At 45.4% G+C, this 18,141-nt stretch carries 15 protein-coding genes and 1 riboswitch; of the genes, 7 read left to right on the top strand and 8 right to left on the bottom strand.

The window, feature by feature from the left end; genetic code table 11:
• Positions 1-316 precede the first annotated feature (316 nt).
• On the top strand, positions 317-1,216 hold the full coding sequence (locus tag J8Z23_RS22130) for a hypothetical protein (RefSeq protein WP_301659332.1): 900 nt from the start codon (positions 317-319) through the stop codon (positions 1,214-1,216).
• 69 nt (positions 1,217-1,285) lie between these two features.
• Here the strand turns inward: J8Z23_RS22130 and nfsA are convergent, their stop codons facing one another.
• The gene (nfsA, locus tag J8Z23_RS22135; RefSeq protein WP_301659333.1) at positions 1,286-2,008 is read right to left on the bottom strand and encodes an oxygen-insensitive NADPH nitroreductase; all 723 of its coding nucleotides are present in this window, start codon (positions 2,006-2,008) and stop codon (positions 1,286-1,288) included.
• Between the two features lie 195 nt (positions 2,009-2,203).
• Here nfsA and J8Z23_RS22140 point away from each other — a divergent pair, with 195 nt between their 5' ends.
• Together J8Z23_RS22140 and J8Z23_RS22145 are read left to right on the top strand one after the other, a co-directional pair.
• Positions 2,204-2,845, top strand: a complete 642-nt coding sequence (locus tag J8Z23_RS22140) for a MarC family protein (protein ID WP_046875716.1) — start codon at positions 2,204-2,206, stop codon at positions 2,843-2,845.
• A 179-nt stretch (positions 2,846-3,024) separates the two neighbouring features.
• Positions 3,025-3,897, top strand: coding sequence for a patatin-like phospholipase family protein (locus tag J8Z23_RS22145; RefSeq protein ID WP_005397800.1), 873 nt, complete (start codon positions 3,025-3,027; stop codon positions 3,895-3,897).
• A 53-nt stretch (positions 3,898-3,950) separates the two neighbouring features.
• On the opposite strand, the gene gbpA is transcribed toward J8Z23_RS22145, so the two are convergent.
• From gbpA to J8Z23_RS22160, 3 genes are all read right to left on the bottom strand, one after another.
• The gene (gene gbpA, locus J8Z23_RS22150) at positions 3,951-5,414 is read right to left on the bottom strand and encodes an N-acetylglucosamine-binding protein GbpA (RefSeq protein ID WP_301659334.1); all 1,464 of its coding nucleotides are present in this window, start codon (positions 5,412-5,414) and stop codon (positions 3,951-3,953) included.
• A gap of 105 nt (positions 5,415-5,519) precedes the next feature.
• Positions 5,520-5,620: riboswitch (cyclic di-GMP riboswitch) on the bottom strand.
• A gap of 272 nt (positions 5,621-5,892) precedes the next feature.
• The gene (locus J8Z23_RS22155; RefSeq protein ID WP_301659335.1) at positions 5,893-6,393 is read right to left on the bottom strand and encodes a fasciclin domain-containing protein; all 501 of its coding nucleotides are present in this window, start codon (positions 6,391-6,393) and stop codon (positions 5,893-5,895) included.
• Between the two features lie 80 nt (positions 6,394-6,473).
• Positions 6,474-7,955: a deoxyribodipyrimidine photo-lyase/cryptochrome family protein gene (locus J8Z23_RS22160; RefSeq protein WP_434635420.1), complete on the bottom strand. Its 1,482-nt coding sequence runs from the start codon at positions 7,953-7,955 to the stop codon at positions 6,474-6,476.
• A gap of 108 nt (positions 7,956-8,063) precedes the next feature.
• Here J8Z23_RS22160 and J8Z23_RS22165 point away from each other — a divergent pair, with 108 nt between their 5' ends.
• Complete coding sequence (locus J8Z23_RS22165; RefSeq protein ID WP_006740792.1) at positions 8,064-8,369, top strand: DUF6482 family protein; 306 nt, start codon at positions 8,064-8,066, stop codon at positions 8,367-8,369.
• A 70-nt stretch (positions 8,370-8,439) separates the two neighbouring features.
• Here J8Z23_RS22165 and J8Z23_RS22170 read toward each other — a convergent pair whose 3' ends face one another.
• Positions 8,440-9,420, bottom strand: a complete 981-nt coding sequence (locus J8Z23_RS22170; RefSeq protein ID WP_432598765.1) for a rhodanese-related sulfurtransferase — start codon at positions 9,418-9,420, stop codon at positions 8,440-8,442.
• 323 nt (positions 9,421-9,743) lie between these two features.
• Here J8Z23_RS22170 and J8Z23_RS22175 point away from each other — a divergent pair, with 323 nt between their 5' ends.
• Complete coding sequence (locus J8Z23_RS22175; RefSeq protein ID WP_258674720.1) at positions 9,744-10,235, top strand: GNAT family N-acetyltransferase; 492 nt, start codon at positions 9,744-9,746, stop codon at positions 10,233-10,235.
• Positions 10,236-10,293: 58 nt separating this feature from the next.
• Here the strand turns inward: J8Z23_RS22175 and J8Z23_RS22180 are convergent, their stop codons facing one another.
• Complete coding sequence (locus J8Z23_RS22180; protein WP_434635421.1) at positions 10,294-11,589, bottom strand: alpha/beta fold hydrolase; 1,296 nt, start codon at positions 11,587-11,589, stop codon at positions 10,294-10,296.
• 210 nt (positions 11,590-11,799) lie between these two features.
• Here J8Z23_RS22180 and J8Z23_RS22185 point away from each other — a divergent pair, with 210 nt between their 5' ends.
• Positions 11,800-12,957: a D-alanyl-D-alanine carboxypeptidase family protein gene (locus tag J8Z23_RS22185; protein ID WP_434635422.1), complete on the top strand. Its 1,158-nt coding sequence runs from the start codon at positions 11,800-11,802 to the stop codon at positions 12,955-12,957.
• Between the two features lie 84 nt (positions 12,958-13,041).
• Here J8Z23_RS22185 and J8Z23_RS22190 read toward each other — a convergent pair whose 3' ends face one another.
• Both J8Z23_RS22190 and J8Z23_RS22195 read right to left on the bottom strand, forming a co-directional pair.
• Positions 13,042-15,699: an alpha-amylase family glycosyl hydrolase gene (locus J8Z23_RS22190; RefSeq protein ID WP_434635423.1), complete on the bottom strand. Its 2,658-nt coding sequence runs from the start codon at positions 15,697-15,699 to the stop codon at positions 13,042-13,044.
• Positions 15,700-15,828: 129 nt separating this feature from the next.
• Positions 15,829-17,292, bottom strand: a complete 1,464-nt coding sequence (locus J8Z23_RS22195; RefSeq protein ID WP_434635424.1) for a helix-turn-helix transcriptional regulator — start codon at positions 17,290-17,292, stop codon at positions 15,829-15,831.
• 167 nt (positions 17,293-17,459) lie between these two features.
• On the opposite strand from J8Z23_RS22195, the gene nfsB reads away from it, so the two are divergent.
• Positions 17,460-18,113 (top strand): oxygen-insensitive NAD(P)H nitroreductase, encoded by a 654-nt coding sequence (nfsB, locus tag J8Z23_RS22200; protein WP_434635426.1) that lies wholly within the window; start codon positions 17,460-17,462, stop codon positions 18,111-18,113.
• The last annotated feature ends 28 nt before the right edge of the window (positions 18,114-18,141 follow it).

Consider the following 18,141-nt stretch of genomic DNA (forward strand, 5'->3'; position numbering starts at 1 on the left):
TCCAAATGGCTGCTAGCGACTTAGAGCTCTTAGTTTCATTAATGAAGGTGTAAAAATCTGACCCACAAAAAATAGTCAACTATTATCCATCTGGTTGCAATAAAGGCAACAAGATACTTAAAAAAATACTGACGAATACATGACAAAATTGTGTCTATTTAACGTTATTGAGATGAATGCATGATTTTGCACAAGTAAACAGGCGGGAATGTGAAAAAACTCATGCCAAAGTTGTATGTATACTATTTACACCATATGCAACTGCCGTTATGCTTCCTGTTGCGGTCGGATATAACAACAAATATTGGAGCTAATTTTGAAAATCAAACTTTTAACGGCAAGTGTGGCAGCAGTCCTACTAGCAGGTTGTGGTAGTGACAGCGACCCTGAGGTAAAAAGATACTCAGTTCAGGCTTATGACCCAGCTGTTATCGGCATGAAGGTTCAAGCTGTATGTGGTGGTGAAACATACGACGCGATTGAAAATACAACAAACTATGAAGGTATGGTTGGTGAAGCGCGTTTTGAAAATATCAATGTCGTAAATGCGCCAGGTGACTGTGCTTTCGTATTGACGCATACTGATGAGAGTAAAGACGCATCAAATGGCAAACCTATTACATCTGACTACAAAATCCCTCAAGGCTTAGCGCAGGCGGATTCATTAGTAACAGGCTCTCCATTTACGACTTTGGTTTCTAACTCTTTGAAAGAAGGTGAGATTTACTCTTCTGATATCGCCGAAAAAGTATTCGAGAACTTAGGTATTGATATCAATGCAAGTGGTAAAACGGTTGATGAAATCCTTCGTGATACAGAGTCAGTAGTTGAAGATCTTCAAAGTGAAGGCGGTAATAGTGCACTTGCTACGAAGTTAGTTGCTACAGCGAACGTTGTATCGGATATCATTAAAGCAAACCCAACAGCTGCACCTGAAGCTGTAGCAGTTGCTGCAAAATCGATTACCGAAGAAGTGATTGCGAAAAACCCACATTACCCTAAAGCTAGTGCGGGTTCTGATGACGTGATTTACGTAGAGATTTCTGAAGAAGATACAAAGAACGTTGTTGAGCAGGTTGAAAAAGATATCGCTGAAGGTAAACCTGTAGATCAAATTAAACCAACTGTTCCTACCATTCCTGAAGCGAAACCTGGTAAGCCAATTAAACCAGAACCACAACCAGGCGATGGTACTGGCGCGACAGGCGGTAACTAAGCGAGTTTTTGCTGATAAATTCTAAAGGCCTCTTCAGAGGCCTTTTTTGATCCTATCGTACTGTGGTCATCACCTTTTAGTGAGCCCTTTACTGTTTAAGTAAGGCAGGATGTGTGGACGTGATTCGCCAGCTAGTTTACTGGTGACTTCTTGTGACCAAGTGCTTTGTTTTTGATTGCTCGAACGGTTTGCATAGTAGTTTTGCATGGTTTGGTCATAAGCCTGAATATCATCCAAATTTAGGTCTTGATATTGATTCTCGTGCACCACGACATGAGCAGGTAGACGTGGCTTAACTTCAGGGGCTTGATCTGGATGACCAAGACACATACCAAATAAAATGGCGGTATTTTTAGGTAAGCCTAATAACTCGTCGACTTTTTGAGCATTGTTTCGTAAGCCACCAATATACACGCCTCCTAGTCCCATAGACTCTGCCGCAAGTAAGCAGTTTTGTGCCATGATGCCAGAATCAACAGCACCGATAAGTGTTAACTCGGTGAAATCAGCTTGAACATCAGGATTGATAGTGGCGTGGCGCTGGTAATCAATGCAAAACACCAAAAACTCAGCAGCGCTTTCAACGTACCCTTGATTCCCCGCATATTGTGCCAATAGCGTACGCTTTTCTTTATCAGTCACGCGGATAATTGAGACGACTTGCAACATACTTGATGAAGACGCCGCAAGGCCAGCTTGTAGAATCGTTTCTAATCGTTCGCTTTCAATAGGTTGCGAGGTGAACTTTCGAATTGAGCGGTGATTGAGAATTGTTTGTATCGTACTGTTCATGGTGACTTAACATCCCCTGTTACATGTAAAGGCTGAAGCCTCACCTTAGCGATATTTGATGAGTCGGTAAACTATCTCAAAAGAAAAACAATGCTTAGCGCATAAGTGTGAAGATGAATAGAGAATACATCACTCGTTCTGCTTGAGAGCGTATATACTGTTTTTAGAATCAACAATTTAACTGCAGTGGAAAATATGAAAGAACTCATCGTTCATACAGTCACGGTGTTTATGGGCTTCTTTGCGATCATGAACCCCATCGCCAATATTCCTATCTTTTTGAGTTTAACGGCTGATGAGGACAGGGAAACCGTACGTTCCATGGCGCTTCGTTCGGTTTTTATTGCATTTGTCATCATTGCGATATTTTCGATCGCCGGTAAATTAATTTTTGATTTGTTTGGTATCACGCTGTACGCCTTGCGAATAACGGGCGGTATCTTGGTGTTTTTGATCGGTTTTAATATGCTTCAAGGTGATTCGACGCATCAGAAAACTAAAGAGAAAGCGTATTCTCCAGCGCAGCAGCAGGCGGCGTTGAGCATTGCCGTTTCTCCACTTGCAATGCCGATATTAGCAGGGCCTGGAACGATTGCTACCGCGATGAACTTTGCTACGGCGGGTGGTTTTGATCAAACCATTATTACCATCGTTTCTTTTGCTGTGTTGTGTGTTATTACCTATATACTGTTTTTATTTGGAGACAAATTGGTCAAAGCAGTTGGACCGAGTGCTCTGAACGTCGTGACGAAAATGATGGGCTTAATCCTAGCGGTTATCGGTACTCAAATGTTTATTGATGGCGCGGGCGAAGCCTATAAAACTGTTTTCTCATAGGCGTCTCCATCTCGTCTAAATCCACACCTACATTTCTAGCTGGTGTGGATTTTTTGAACTTTAGTTTTCACTTTCTAAGAAAGAAATAAATAGACTTCACCTATTTCAATAATAAGAATATTCAATTGTTTTGATTGCACGAATTTCATTACTCTTTTGGAAAGAATAATGGGGGAAATATGGCAACAAAAGCAATTGTAGTGGAAGGTGGCGCGATGCGAGGTGTCTTCGCAAGCGGAGTGCTAGATGCGTTTTTAGAGCAGAGTTATAAACCGTTTGATTTTGCCATTGGTGTATCTGCTGGCGCATCAAACTTGATTGGTTATTTGACCGACTATCCGCATCGCAGCATTAATGTCATTACTAAGCTGGCAACGAGTAAACGCTTTTTTGATCCGACTCGATTCGTTAAAGGTGGGGATCTCATTGATGTGAAGTGGCTGTTTGAAGAGTCTAATCGTTTGTATCCCGTCGATGAAAATAAACTGTTTAATGGCATTCCTTTTCTGGCAGCGACGACGAATGTAGATACAGGACAGGCAGATTATTATCGCGTGACGCGTGATAATTTTCACCATGCGATTGAAGCGACAACAGCGTTACCCATTGCATACAAGCATACCCCTTGCTTTTCTGGAGGCTGCTATACCGATGGCGGGGTTGCAGATTCTATCCCGGTGCGTGAGGCTTATCGTCGCGGGGCTCGAGACATAACCGTTGTGCTTTCTCACCCGCTAAATTATGCCAAGAAGCCAGTAAAAACCACATGGCTGATGAAGAAGTTATTTGCCGAACATCCTAAAATGGCGGACGCGATGTTAAGACGTGCAGATAACTACAATCAATCGTTGGAATTTATTCGTAATCCTCCACCGGGAACGCATGTCAGAGTGATTGCACCACCAGATAATTTTCCTGTTCAGCGCTTATCAATGCGACAAACCGTGCTATTGGAAGGTTATGAAATGGGGCTGATTGAAGGGCGGGCGCATTTGGCCAATTTGTCAGGTGTTCATGGTTTAGATCGGGAAAACTGCCATTTTTGCGTTTGATAATGAAAGAGCCTCATAGCGAGGCTCTTTTTACTTAACGTTCAAAGGGCGATTTAGTTGACTTTATCCCAAGCCATTTCCCAGTGTGAACCAGTTCCTGGTTCGTATTGGTTTGCGCTTTCTTTCCACTGTACACAGTAACCAGAGTATGGGAAAGGTTTACATTGGTAAATGGCACCGTCGCTTGCAAGCACTTTTGTGCCCGCTGTGTAGCTAGATAGCCCTTCAGGGAAGACAAAATCGTACTCGCCAGATGGTGGTGGCGTTACTGACTCTTCTTTTAAGTGAAAGTCGAGCGTTTGCTGATCCACCAAGTTGCCATCTTTGTCTTTAATACGAGTCACGAGCATATGGTGACCAGGCTCTGATTTGGTTAAAGCGAGCGATACAGCCTCCACCGAGCCGTCTTTCATTTCGTCTGCCCAGCTTGTAAGTGGCTCACGGTGGTGATTGTACACGGTGAGTTCTGCGTTTAAATCGCCTTCAGCAGTTAGTGTCAGCTCCAACGTTGTCGGTGTTGACTCAATGATATACTCGTCTGCTAAGCCATCTACTGTGAGTGAGTACTCTGGAGCGGGAGTTTCTATCTTGTAGCCGATTTCTACACGCTCAAGGCCGCTATTAGCTTGCAGGTACACCGGGTTAGTACCATAAACAGGAGTGAATTTATCCTCGGCATACTGTCCAGCTTGCAGTTTAGTTTGCTCTTGGTTGATCTTCGTTGCTAGAGCGTAAGACCAATTTTTCGCTTTGCCCATGACTGCATCGGTAATTTCTAGCTCGGTTCGATAAGCTATGTTTTCACCCGCCTGATCAAATACGCGCGTATAAACCGAATCTCCAACATTTAAATCCATCGTCGGAATAATTTGACCGCCTTGCGTCCAATCTGGAATGACTGGACTGTCGCCATCAAATTTCACATCGATAACGTTATAAAATGAAGCCGCTGTGTCGCCAACATCCCATACCGCCAGAATGACGTGATACCCCTTGCGCGTAGGCACATTACATTGATGGCTCACCTGTTTTGGAGGTTGAACCATATTGCCGTCGACTACACAGAAAGGAGTCAGATCAAACGAGTCGCGTGATAGTGAGGAATTTGGGTTCCAATCAGGTTTGGTGATGTAATATTTCCAGTCACGCGTCACATGGTTAGCGGTAAATGTCCATTCAAAAGTCTGTGTACCTGATTGAATAGGACGTTTAACCCAGCGGTCGGCAGTTTGTTCATCAAGAGCGGCAGCTAGAGCGGTTTCGGCACTTGCTATTTTTCCATCGCGAGGCCCTGTTTGTGGAAAACCATCAGGACCTTCAACACTTTGTGGCTCGTATTGAATGGCACCGCAGTTATTATTTTTTTCGTTAGTATCAGGTGTTGGATACTTACATAGTGCCGCGCGACTTGCAGCGACACCATCATTGGTTTCTGATACGTAGCCGTGAGCCGCAGCACTTGAGCTAATGCTTGCAAGTGCTAATGCAAGTACGGATTTGGTTGGGAAGGATTTCATCACATGTCCTCTGTTATGGCTGACAAATTAATGTCACACCTCGGCGCATGCTGAGCATGAAGCAACGCTGCATGAGTCCATACTTTGGATAATGTAGTGTTGCAACATGGCAACCCCGCTATCATGAGCATTACTTTTGATGATGGAATGCTGACAGACCGGAAGCTTTGCGTCCCACCCTTTCGAGTGGTTTGCCGAAATGTGATTGAGCAGTCAAAATTTAGCTCAAGAATTTACATGTGGAAAAGTAAACGACACTGACATGGAATCATGTTCTCAAATTGAAAGGTAACGGTACGCCAACCTCATTGATATTGTGCTGTTTTGTTTCTAAGGTATTGGTTTTCATGTTGTTTTTGTCTTTTCTATAGCTGGAGTGAATGAGTGATTGGTTGTTGGGTCGAAGGTGGGAAGGGGCAGGATTAAGGATAGAAGAAGCACCGTTTAAAGGGCGGAATATACCGCCCTCTGAATCATTTTATTTAGGCATAATGACGGTATCAATAACATGAATGATGCCGTTTTTAGCTTTCACATCGGTTGCCATTACATTTGCATCGTTGACCATGACTTTATCACCCATGGTTTTAATCATCACGTCTTGTCCCTGAACCGTAGTCGCTTTGTCCAGCTTAACAACATCGGCAGCCATTACTTTCCCTGGGACGACGTGATAAGTCAAAATGGATACCAACTTGTCTTTGTTTTCCGGCATTAAGAGCATATCGACTGTACCGTCAGGCAGTTTTGCAAAAGCGTCATCCGTTGGTGCAAAAACAGTAAATGGGCCTTCTCCTTTGAGTGTATCGACTAGATCAGCCGCTTTCACTGCAGCGACAAGTGTATTGAAAGAGCCGTTTTCAGTGGCAACGTCGACAATATCAGCCTTCATCATGCCATGCTCATGAGCCTTGACGGGAAGCATAAAAGATAAAGTCGCCATCAATGTAGCCGTGATAACCAAGATACGTTTAAACATAATGTGTTCCTTACCAGTTGGGGGTACAACGGTTTCCCTAGAGAATGTCTTCGTTTGTACGCATCTAAATGAAAAGATGATCAACGAGCCCTGCTTTCTTTCGATGGCCTCACGTGTCGTGTTAAAATCCGTTTGCCTTCTTGTTTTACATCGGCCCGTTTCCGCCATGCCCATAGACGCTCCCTTGCGTCTTTAGCTGCGCTATTTAGGTCGACAATAGGCGCTAGGTAACGGCTATCCGGTTTCAAGTGGTACATGACGGTTTCCATCTGTGTCATTGTCCAGGGCTCGAACAATAGTGGGGTGGGGACCATTTGCAATTCAGGCACCCATTTATAGATGAACGCGCCATCAGGGTCATGTTCTTGGGCTTGCTTAACCGGGTTGTAAATCCGGATTGTATTGGTCCCAGTTACCCCGGCTTGCATTTGGAATTGTGGGTAATGAATACCAGGCTCAAAGTCGAGGAATAGTTGCGCTAAATGCGTCACGCCAGTTCGCCAATCCATGTTCATGTGATGAGTGAGAAAACTAACCAGCATGGCGCGCATGCGAAAGTTTATATAGCCAGTCTGATGCAAACAGCGCATACAGGCATCGATCAAAGGTATGCCAGTATATCCAGATTTCCATGCTGCTAACTTTTCTTCATCGAAAGTGCTACTTTGTTTAATCAACGATTCGTAAGCCCGGTTTACACAGTAAAACTCCATGTCGTATTCCGACTCGAATTTCTGTATGAAATGGCAGTGCCAATGCAGCCGTGAAGACAACGCAATTAAGCTGCGACGAAACCCAGCAACTTGCCAGTGTTTCAATAGGTACTGATAAACTTCACGCAAGGCTATATTACCCCAAGCGAGGTATGGAGAAAGGCGAGTACAGGCTGTACGTGAGGCTGTGGGACTAGAAATGCTTCGATAGTAATCACGACCTCGACGATTGAAAAAATCTTCCAGTGTTTTCCAAGCGAGTTGGCTTCCTCCCGTTTGCATTCCTTTGCATTTTGATAGCCAGGATGAAGGTGGCGAAAACGCGCAGCCGAGTGATTCTGCATCCAATGAATGCAACAAGTTGGTTTGCAGCTCAAGAGGGCTTATGGAGGCTCTCATGACCAAATCCCAATGTTTGTCCCAACCCTGCCGGTCTTTTGCTCCTCTAATAACAGCACCGTGCTCGAACTCAAACCACGTGATGTTCTGCTCATGCAGCCAGTCGGCAATTTGCTTATCGCGCTCAAAGGTGCAGTTGAGCCCTATTTCCTGATGAGAAAACACAGCGTTGATTTGATATTGCATTTGAATTGATTGAAAACATGCTAAGGCATCGCCAAACAGAACCGTGATGCGGTGTCCATAGGCTTTGAGCGTCTCATTCATGTCTTGCAATGATTGCCAAACAAATCGCCAGTGACGCTCAGAATAGTGAGGGTTGTTTAACAGCAACGGTTCAACAATATATAAAAGTACCGTTGGGTGCTTTGACGACAATGCTTGTGTTAAGGGCTGGTGGTCAGTCAGTCTTAAATCTCGTTTTAACCACACGACATTGATTGTTTGCATCGGAATCCTCTTTGTTTCCGATGTTGTACGCAAATGATCCGAAGAGATCTCACCTAATGATCGGTTTTGTTCATTAAAACGTAGAGGTTGCTCACAAGGAGGTGAGACATGTCGATACCACTGAGTAAGTTAGAAAAGTTCTTCTACGTAGATAAATTGATCATTCACTCGCTTGATCTCGCATTGTATCAAGCATCTGTCGTAGTTGATGGAAAAGCGCAATTCATCACTGACGACAACGGTATCTTTTTGAGGGCTCATTCCCTTATCGAGATGCAAAAGAAGTGCAAGAATATCAAAGCAAATAAGCAGGTTTTAGTACATCAAAGTGCTTATGATGAGATGGTGGGGCTACCCGAAGGCAAAAGAGACAATCAACTAGAGGTTTTGGTGAGGGATACAAAATTGTATTGAAAGAGTGTTGGTGCATAGTAAAAGCGAGCCACCTTACGGCAGCTCGCTTAAAATAGAATTAGAGTCGAGCTTAGTCTTGTTTACGCTGAGCTTCTTTTTGTGCGTACTTAGCGGCACGTCGGGCTTCTCTTTGCTTGGCACTTTCGCCACCAACATGCTGCTCGCCTCGTTGTTCTGCAAGAACAATTTGTTTTTCACGTTCGCGGAATCGAGCAATTTGTTCTTCTGAGTGTGTGCCGTGACATTTCGGGCAGCTCACGCCTTGCTCGAACAAATCGGACTGTTTGTCTTGTTCTGTGATCGGTAGGCGACAAGCGTTACATAAGTCGTAATCTGCTTTTTCTAGCTGGTGGTTTACTGCAACACGGCCATCAAACACGTAACAATCGCCTTCCCACATACTCTCTTCTTGAGGAACCTCTTCAAGATATTTTAGAATGCCGCCTTCTAAGTGGTAGACCTCATCAAAACCTTGCTCTTTCATGTAAGCAGTTGATTTCTCACAGCGGATGCCACCGGTACAGAACATCGCCACTTTCTTATGCTTTTCCGGATCCATGTTTTCTTTTACATAGTCTGGGAATTCACGAAAGGTTTCAGTATTTGGGTTTACAGCGCCTTTGAATGTGCCGATCTCGATTTCGTAATCATTACGTGTATCGACAACAAACACTTCAGGATCAGCAATAAGATCGTTCCACTCTTGAGGTTTCACGTAAGTACCCACTACGTGGCGAGGGTCGATGCCTTCGACACCCAATGTTACGATCTCTTTTTTCAATTTTACTTTGGTGCGATTGAATGGCTGGGTCTCAGAATACGACTCTTTGTATACGGTGCCTGTCAAACGAGGCTCGTTGTTTAGCCACTCCAGTAGCGTATCAATACCTGCACGATCAGAGGCAACAGTGCCGTTGATGCCCTCACTTGCCAGCAGTAATGTTCCGCGAATATGGTGTTTTTCCATCAACGCAAGTAATGGCTCGCGTAGTTCTTGATAGTTATTCAGCTCAACAAACTTGTACAGCGCACAAACTACATACTGACTCATGAGGTTTCCTTTAAAAATACAGGTGGTCAACGACCTTAAAATTTTAGCGGCACGAAGTATACCTGACTAAATTAGTCGGAAATACGGACAAATTATGCGGATATTATGGCTAGGCGGGATGTAGCGGTGTTTTGATGCGGCAAAGCGTCACGCGGGTAAAATCGCTATGTGTTCAAATTATAAGCATAAATTGTAGAGAACAAGGTAAGTTGAACTCGACACTTTTGGTTTAAATTTGTACTGTGATTCCTTCTTCGGCTCTTCATTAAAGTTGTGCGCAAGAGCTACAAAATAATAATCGGATCAGTTGGCAAGGAAAGGACATGCAGCAGTTTTATATCAGGCGGCTGAGGGAAGAAGATGCTCCCTTGCTCAAACAATTACTCGTTGAACTCGATACATCGCACTATGAAGCTGAACCGAACTTCTATCGTCCACCCAAGGAATTGGCACAACTAAGAGAATCATATTGTACCTTCGAAAAGTATTTTGATGGGAGCGTGAGCGCTTTTATTGCTTGTTCGCAAAGAAAAGTCGTCGGTTTTATCTCTGGTTCGGTTCGTAACGTTCAGTCGCTGATTTCACCAGAAAAACGCGTTGGCTTTATTAATGAGCTTATTGTTTCAGAGAACCATCGAAACTTAGGAATAGGTTTATCGCTGATGGATAAGATGGAAAGTGATTTGTGTGCTCAAGGAATAGAAGAAATCGGCTTAACCGTGGCGTCATTTAACCATGAAGGTGAGGATTTCTATCATAAAATGGGCTACCGGGTGATGACGAAACGTATGACCAAGCGCGTAAGAGATTCGTAAAAACAAGATGGTAGGAATGAAACGCCTCTTACCTCTAGAAGAGGCGTTTTTATAGTATTTATTTCAAATTAGCGGCGGTTTGATTCCTCATCGCAATTAACTTATCTAAAACGCGCTCACCGTCGGCACGTAAACCGTTGTGCTCGTACTCGTTAGTGATCCACGCTTTTGAGTTTGGGATTAACGCGAGCGTTTCTCGGCTGATATCCATTTCCACAAACATATCATCGGCGTAAACGGCGCAACTGACAGGCACTTTGTTTTGAGCCAGTTGTGTTTGATCGTACAGCGCAGTCCAATCTTCTTTCGCGGCCAATATTTCAGCGGCATCTTTTAGTGGCTTGAGGTTGACGTATTGATCGAACATCCATGGGAAGACCATTTCCCCCGTAAAGTAAAATGGCTTGCCAGGTTCATAATTAAACTCTGGTCGGGTTTGGCGAACACGGTGTGCACTCCAATTTGACGCAAAACCTTGGCAATAAATCGATTCATGCAAAATGGCGTAAATCGGGTTGGTTTGGAAGTTTTGTTGCGCCAACATATCGTTCAAGAACTCATAGCGAAGTTGTTGTTTGCCGTTCACTTCAATCAACGCGCTTTCTAACCAATAGTAAGTTGGTAAGAAAGTATCACTCACACCAAAGTTGATGCCGATTTGTTGAAATTGTTCCACCGTGAAGCGTTGACCATTTGGTAGGTACTCTTCATTTTCCAGCAAGTGATTCGCAATGTTTTGGCAAAGTTGTTGCGCACTTGGAAATTGTTGGAAGAACGCTTGGTTTTTCTCCATGGTGCGTTTGAAGGTGGCTTCATAAACATCGTCGGCATGACGCGAGACTGATGGCACGCCACCCGTGATGTAGCTTTGCAGCAAGCTGTCTGGAAACAAAGACAAATAGGTGAGGGAGCAAAAACCACCAAAGCTTTGACCTAAGATCGCCCATTTTTCTACGCCAAATTGCTCACGAATGTATTCCGCGTCGCGCACGATGTTATCCGCTCGGAAGTGGCTCAAGTAGTCTGCTTGTTGCTCTGGCGTGAGGTGAGCAAGCGTCTGGTGATTAATTACGCTGCTGTTGCCCGTACCGCGCTGGTCGAGAAGCAACACTCGGTACTCTTGGAGCGCGCGTTTTACCCAGCCGTTATTGCCGTTTTGACGCGGAGAGGGAAAGCCTGGTCCGCCCTGAAAGTAAACCAACCAAGGTTTGGTCGATTCTTCATCGCCAACTAGGCAAACCGCACGAGCGAAGACTTCAATGGTGCCTTTACTCACGTCTTGGTAATCCAGAGGAACGGTAAAGCTGTGGGGAGTGTAATGCAATCCTGCGTCGATAAATGATTGAGCGTTCATTGTTATCTTTATTTCCTTATTGAGGGGTAGCGCTACTTTACTGCGAATGGCGTGAAGAACCAATGCTATTTCCAAATCGCTTCGTCAGTTCTATACCTTGGTCAAATCAATGTAAGTTCAAGAAAATGAAACGATTAGCGACTGGTGCAACTGGTTGAGTGAGCTATGCTCAATAGAGTTGCGACAAAGTAAGAGCATGGAGGAAGTCGGATGAAAGTGTCACTGGCTCGATGGATTATTGTGACTTGTTTAATAAGCGTACCTACTTTTGCCGTTGTTACGCCCAACCCACCTCAGTTACAGGCAAAAGGTTACGTATTAATGGACTTTCAATCCGGTGCCATTATTGCCGAGCATAACGGGCGAGCAGGCCTTGCTCCGGCGAGTTTAACCAAGTTGATGACCGCTTACGTCGTTGGGCAAGAAATCAAAGCGGGACGTTTGAAATGGGATGATGTTGTCACCGTGAGCGAAAACGCGTGGTCGGCCAAGTTTCCCGGATCTTCTAAAATGTTCATCAAACCGAAAGATGAAATTAGTGTTGCGAACTTAATGCGCGGCGTGATCATCCAATCGGGTAATGACGCGTGCGTTGCACTGGCGGAACACGTTGCTGGCAGTGAACGCGGCTTTGTCGCCTTGATGAATGGTTGGGCTGAGAAGTTAGGGCTGCAAGACACTTATTTTGTAAATTCCCATGGTCTCGATAGTGAAGGCATCCAAACCTCACCCACCGATATGGCAAAACTCATGCAGTCGATCATCAACGATGTTCCCGCTGTGTATGCGCTATATAGTGAGAAAGTCTTCAAGTGGAACGACATTACGCAGTACAACCGCAATAAATTACTGTGGGACAATTCCATTGATGTCGACGGGGGCAAAACCGGTTACACCAGCAATGCGGGATACAGTTTGGTGAGCTCCGCCAAAGAAGGGAAAATGCGGTTGATTTCGGTAGTGATGGGCACGCCAAGTCAACAGGCTCGGATCAGCCAATCGAAGAATCTACTCAGCTATGGTTTTCGTTTTTATGACACCAAGCAAGTTGCTAAGCAGGGCCAAGTTGAGTCTAAAGTTCGCGTTTGGAAGGGAAATATCAATCAAGTTGAGGCGATCTTCGCTAATGATGCCTATCTCACTCTGCCTCGTTCAATGACGGCTGGGCTCGATAAGAGTGTGGTGTTAAATGAACCATTGATTGCACCGATCGCGCAAGGGGATGAGATTGGTAAGGTCGTTTGGAAAAGCGATGACAGTACCGTGGCGAGTTATCCCTTAGTCAGCAGCCAAGCGGTAGAAGAGGGCTCGTGGTTCGCTCAGCTTTGGGACAGTCTGGTGCTGTGGGTGAAATCGTTCTTTAACTAGAATAAAAACGAGCAGAAGTGTCTTTCTGCATTTTTTTGTTGATGGCCGCCCAGCTAAACGCTGGGCGGTGTTTTATTTAACGGTTTATTCCGACAAGGTGATGATTGGTAAATCGTCCCAAATCTTACTTTCATCCGATGCGCCACCGGAGAAGTTCCAAGGGCCTTTGTCTTGCTCTAGCGGACGGTAAGTTGCTGAAAGACCGTCTAAGTCCCAAGTCGTGACATAGAAGCGGATACCATCGAGCGAATCTGGGCGGCCTAGTGCATCGCTAGCAAAGTCCATCGAAATGGTGTTGTTGGCTTTGTCTACCGTGACCATTGGTGCTGGTGTTACGGCTTCTCCCCATATCGTCGCATTTGCTCCTTTGGTGTTGTAAATCGAGCTTTGCCAGCCAAAAACAACCGCATTGCGACTCCAGGTTCCGCTTGGCATAGAAGCGTTGATCTTCGGTAGCTCAGACAAGTTGGTTGCGGCTTCTTCCGGTAAATCAATAAAGATGGTGAAACCCACGTGGTCGAAGCCGTTTGGTGGCAACCAAGTGTCGGTGATGTTGTCCATGGTGAAGATCAAACGTACGTTACTGCCAACGGTAAACACTTCTGCCTTGTTGATTGCGAGTTGGCTGTTGTCTTTGTCGAACGTTGGATCGGTTGGTAATGAGTAGTTACCGTTTGGACCGCCCATGCCGTCTTGTGCGTCGCCCGCATCATCAATGGTGTCATCCGGCGAGCTTGACCAGCTTAGGTTCGAAACAAAATTCACGTCCTCGATGCCTGCTTTTTTCTCGGTGGAATAAATCGCGAAGCGGTGCTGTTGTTCGCCAATTGCAAAGTGACGAGTCGACAGCGTGACGCTAAACTGACCATCAGCGCCTACAGTAATGGTTTGCGCTGTTTCCAAGTTCCCGTCGACGACAAGATTCAACTTCTCGTTGGCGTTCGCACTACCCGCGATAACAATATCACCAGTGATGGTTTGTCCTTCCCAATCCTGCGCTAGTTGGATGTTGAGGTCTGGCGTATCTACAGATTGATTGCTGCTTGTTTTTGAGTAAATCACTGCAGACTTGGCTGGTAGCTCAAGGGTTACGTGACCATTTTCATCTGCGATTAACTGTTCTGGAGCTTCTGCCCAGTTCGACATTATTTGTTGTTGGAAGACGGTGCCGCCAACTTGTTCTACATCGAGTTGGTTCATCAACATCGGCGAGTTGGATGTGTTCATCACAACCAAGACTTCGTCGTTATCCAACGTTCGGGTAAAGGCGAACACGCCCGCACCCGCTTTATCGCTGCCAATCACTTTTATTTCGCCACGTGTCATGACTTTGTTTTCAGTGCGTAGCTTGGCCAGTTCTTGAATAAACAAGTACATCTCACTGTTTTGGTCGAACGAGTCTACGTAGTTGCCATCTTCACGGTACCCTCCGGCGAACATCGCATCACGCGCCGCTGACATCGCTTGCTCTGTACCTTGGTAAATCACAGGAATACCCGGTACGCTCATCATGGTGATCAGTGCTTGTTTCATGTCATTCACGCTACCTTGCGACAGAAAGCGCGGCATGTCGTGATTATCAATGAAGTTCGGCATGATGTATGGATTTGGGAACATCTCCATCATTTTCTCAAGACGGAAACGCAAATAGTCGGTCGGTTGCCCTGCTGCAAATACGCGCGTCATGGTCGCTTGCAATGGGAAGTTCAGTACCGAGGTTAGCTGTTTCGGCGAGCCACTTTCACCGATGTAAGTCAACATCTTCTCTTCGCCTTCGGTGTGGTAAGGCGTAGATGTTTCGAATACTTCACCAAAAGTGAGGAAGTTGTCACGACCGGTATCAACCGCTTGCGTCATCACACCATCGTTGGCGTGTAGGAAATCGTTCCAGAAATCGTGTTCAACAAACTTCACCGTATCGATACGGAATCCGTCGACGCCGACTTCGCGAATCCATTTTCGGTAGCTCTCTTTTAGATAAGCGCGTACTTCGGGATCGGACGTATTAAGGTCATCCAAATCAGAGAGTTGCCAGGTTTTTTCTTGTACCGGATCGTTGTGGTCGGTGATGGTTGGCGTCCAGTGGTAGCTGCCTGTGCCGTCTGTTTTACACTCGTTCATGTTGAGTGGGTACGGCAGTTCTTGCCCGGCGGGTAGTGCATTTTTTATCAAACGGAAGCCTTGGCAAGGTAGGCTTGGATCATGACTGTAAGGATCATCGTAGGTGAAGAAGTTGCCTACATGGTTGGTCACGATGTCCTGAATTAAGAACATGTTACGCGCATGCACTTCGCGTGCTAACGCTTGGTAGCTTTCCATGTCACCAAAGTGTTCATCCACTTTTTGGAAATCGCGCGCCCAGTACCCGTGGTAGCCGCCGTAGTTTTGCTCTGCATCCCACCATTGGTTAGCAACTGGCGGAGTAATCCAGATCGATGTGGCACCGAGATCTTCGATGTAGCTTAACTTATCACTCACACCAACGAGGTCGCCGCCGCTAAATTTTTTATCCGAAGTCGGATCGAATTCGTTTTGCCCTTGATCATTAAGAGCGCTGTCGCCGTCGTTAAAACGGTCGATCATCAGGAAGTAAATGATTTGATCTTGCCAATCAGGAGATGCCACGTGGCTGCCTGTATCGACTGGTGTGGTTTCGTCGCTTCCACAGCCAGAAAGAGCAAGAGCGATCGCGAAAGGAAGTATTTTTATTTTATTCATTGGGTTAGGTAGAGTTTCAAGCACAGTTTCTGCCTCCGTTATGCAGTAATGCAGAAACGATAAAGCAAAGGTTTGAAATTGAGAGTGTCATTTCACGCCAAAAAAGACGTGAAATGATGTCACGAAGAGACGATTTTGATCTGACCGACAGTTTTAATTGAGCGGTTGCACAATAGGATATTGTATCGGGTAATGCTCTTTCGCGAGCTCGTTGTCGAATTCATCATAAAGGCGGAAACGGCACTGCTTTGCAGTTTGAGTGAGCGATAATTGCAGCACCCAACAAGCATAATGTAGCGAGTGTTGGGTCAAGCGCATCGCGTGAGGTGTGGGGGCATCATCGACGTAACAGTCAATCCTCGCAACGTTTTCAAGTCGGCATGCCAGTTCGATAAAGAGCGTGTATTGCGCCCCAATATTAATAAGCTGCCGAGTCGGGACAATGTATTCCGTTGCGCCAATTAAAAGCCCTTTAGAAACCACATAGTCACGCTGGTGGTTATTCTCAATGTAACGTTCCCCATCGACTTCATAACACAGGCGAAAGGTAAGGGGATGCGCTACCGGAAGTTCGGTCGTTGCCCAGAGTTCGGTGCCATGACTTAAAAAACGCTCGAAGAAGGCGGGGTAGCGCCGCCATGCGCCATCACGGTCACGGCATTCTACCGAGACCACTTTTTCAAACGCAATATTGTCCACTTCCATCCAGATTTTGCCGACAGGTTGGTCGATGTGGTTATCGTCGAAGGTATTGGCTTTGGCGTAGTACAAGCGGATCGGTTGCTGATTTAGCTGAGTTCGGTTATCCAAACATTGTTGGCGATACTGCATGGGTGAAAACGGATACCAACGACGAAAAGTGCGGTGAAAGTTCGATGGCTCTTCGTAACCAAGTTGATAGGCGATTTGCTGCGTCGTGAGTTGGGTATCGGCAAGCAAAGTGAGTGCTTGCTTTCTTTTAGCGAAATCAACGCATTGAGAGTAGCTCATTTGCTTTTCTTGCAGTCGACGTTGCAAGGTGCGTTTGGAGACGCCCAGTTGCCTTGCCGCTTGCTCTAATTTGAGCGCGTAATTACTGTTTTTGATGAACAAGGCGTTCAAAACACTCAGCAATTCGGGTTGCTCAATGGGTTGGTGAGAAAGCAGCAAATAAACATGTTTCACCAGTTCAAACACGCTTGAACTCGTTTTAGAATCTCGCGTTTCCTCTAGAAAAATATCGGCCGCGAGTGGATTGTTGGCGTGAACTTGTACCTGTATTGATTCGCTTAGCTCAAGCATTTCCAACTGCATTTTGAGCAAGCCAAACACCGACTCCGCCCAATTTGGCATATCGGCCGTTCTACATTCGACTTGCAGATGGATTTGGGCATCATCATGTTGCAATGTGACGTACAAGCGGCGGTCGAATAATGAGACACTTTTACTCCACCAAAGCAGCCCTTCTTGGAGGTTAGGCGCTTCTTTCAACATCATGCATTGCAAGGCCACCAACTTCTCAATGTGCCAATATTCGCCGGCAATTCTCAGATGATTGTGACCGAGCTTTTTGCACAGAAAGGATGTAATAACGTTATCTTGAGGCAGCATGAGTTGAGTTTGGTTGCGAGCAAACATGCATTATTGCTGAAAAGATGAAGAAGTTCAGTGAGAACGCTCAAAGCCTTTCTTATCGTTATATTTTCAAATTTATTTTGAAAATGTTTTTAATCGAAATCGGTTTTTCCCTTTATCTCATGAGGTTATGCTGTTACACAGCTTAAATTCATTAATTGGAGAACCTCATGGATATCGTACAAGCTGCAAAATCTCGTTACTCAACGAAAGTGTTTGACCCAACGCGCAAGCTATCTCAAGAAAAAATCGACGCAGTTAAAGAGCTGATTCGTTTTAGTCCATCGAGTGTGAACTCTCAACCTTGGCATTTCATTCTGGCAAGCACAGAAGAAGGCAAACAGCGCATCGCTAAAGCGGCGCAAGAGAACTACGCGTTTAACGCGGCGAAGATTCTCAACGCTTCTCACGTATTGGTGTTTTGTGCAAAAACAGGCATTGATAACGACTACATTGAAGCGCTAATGGCGCAAGAAGAAAAAGATGGCCGATTCCCAACTGAAGAAGCGAAAGTGGCTGTGCGCGGTGGTCGTAGCTACTTTGTGAACATGCACCGTTTTGATCTGAAAGATGCGAACCATTGGATGGAGAAACAAGTTTACCTCAACGTGGGTACGTTGCTGTTGGGTGCTTCGACGTTAGAAATTGATGCAGTGCCAATTGAAGGGTTTGATCCAAAAGTGCTGGATGAAGAATTTGGCTTGCGTGAAAAAGGTTACACCAGTGTTGTGATCGTGCCGCTTGGCTACCACGCGGAAGATGACTTCAACGCGAAAACGCCAAAGTCTCGCTGGGACGCAGAAACCGTATTCACCGAGATCTAATTCGAGCTTACTTACAGGTGACGTAGAA

It is taken from the genome of Vibrio sp. SCSIO 43086 (assembly GCF_051132235.1).
GTDB classification, from domain to species: Bacteria; Pseudomonadota; Gammaproteobacteria; order Enterobacterales; family Vibrionaceae; genus Vibrio; species Vibrio diabolicus.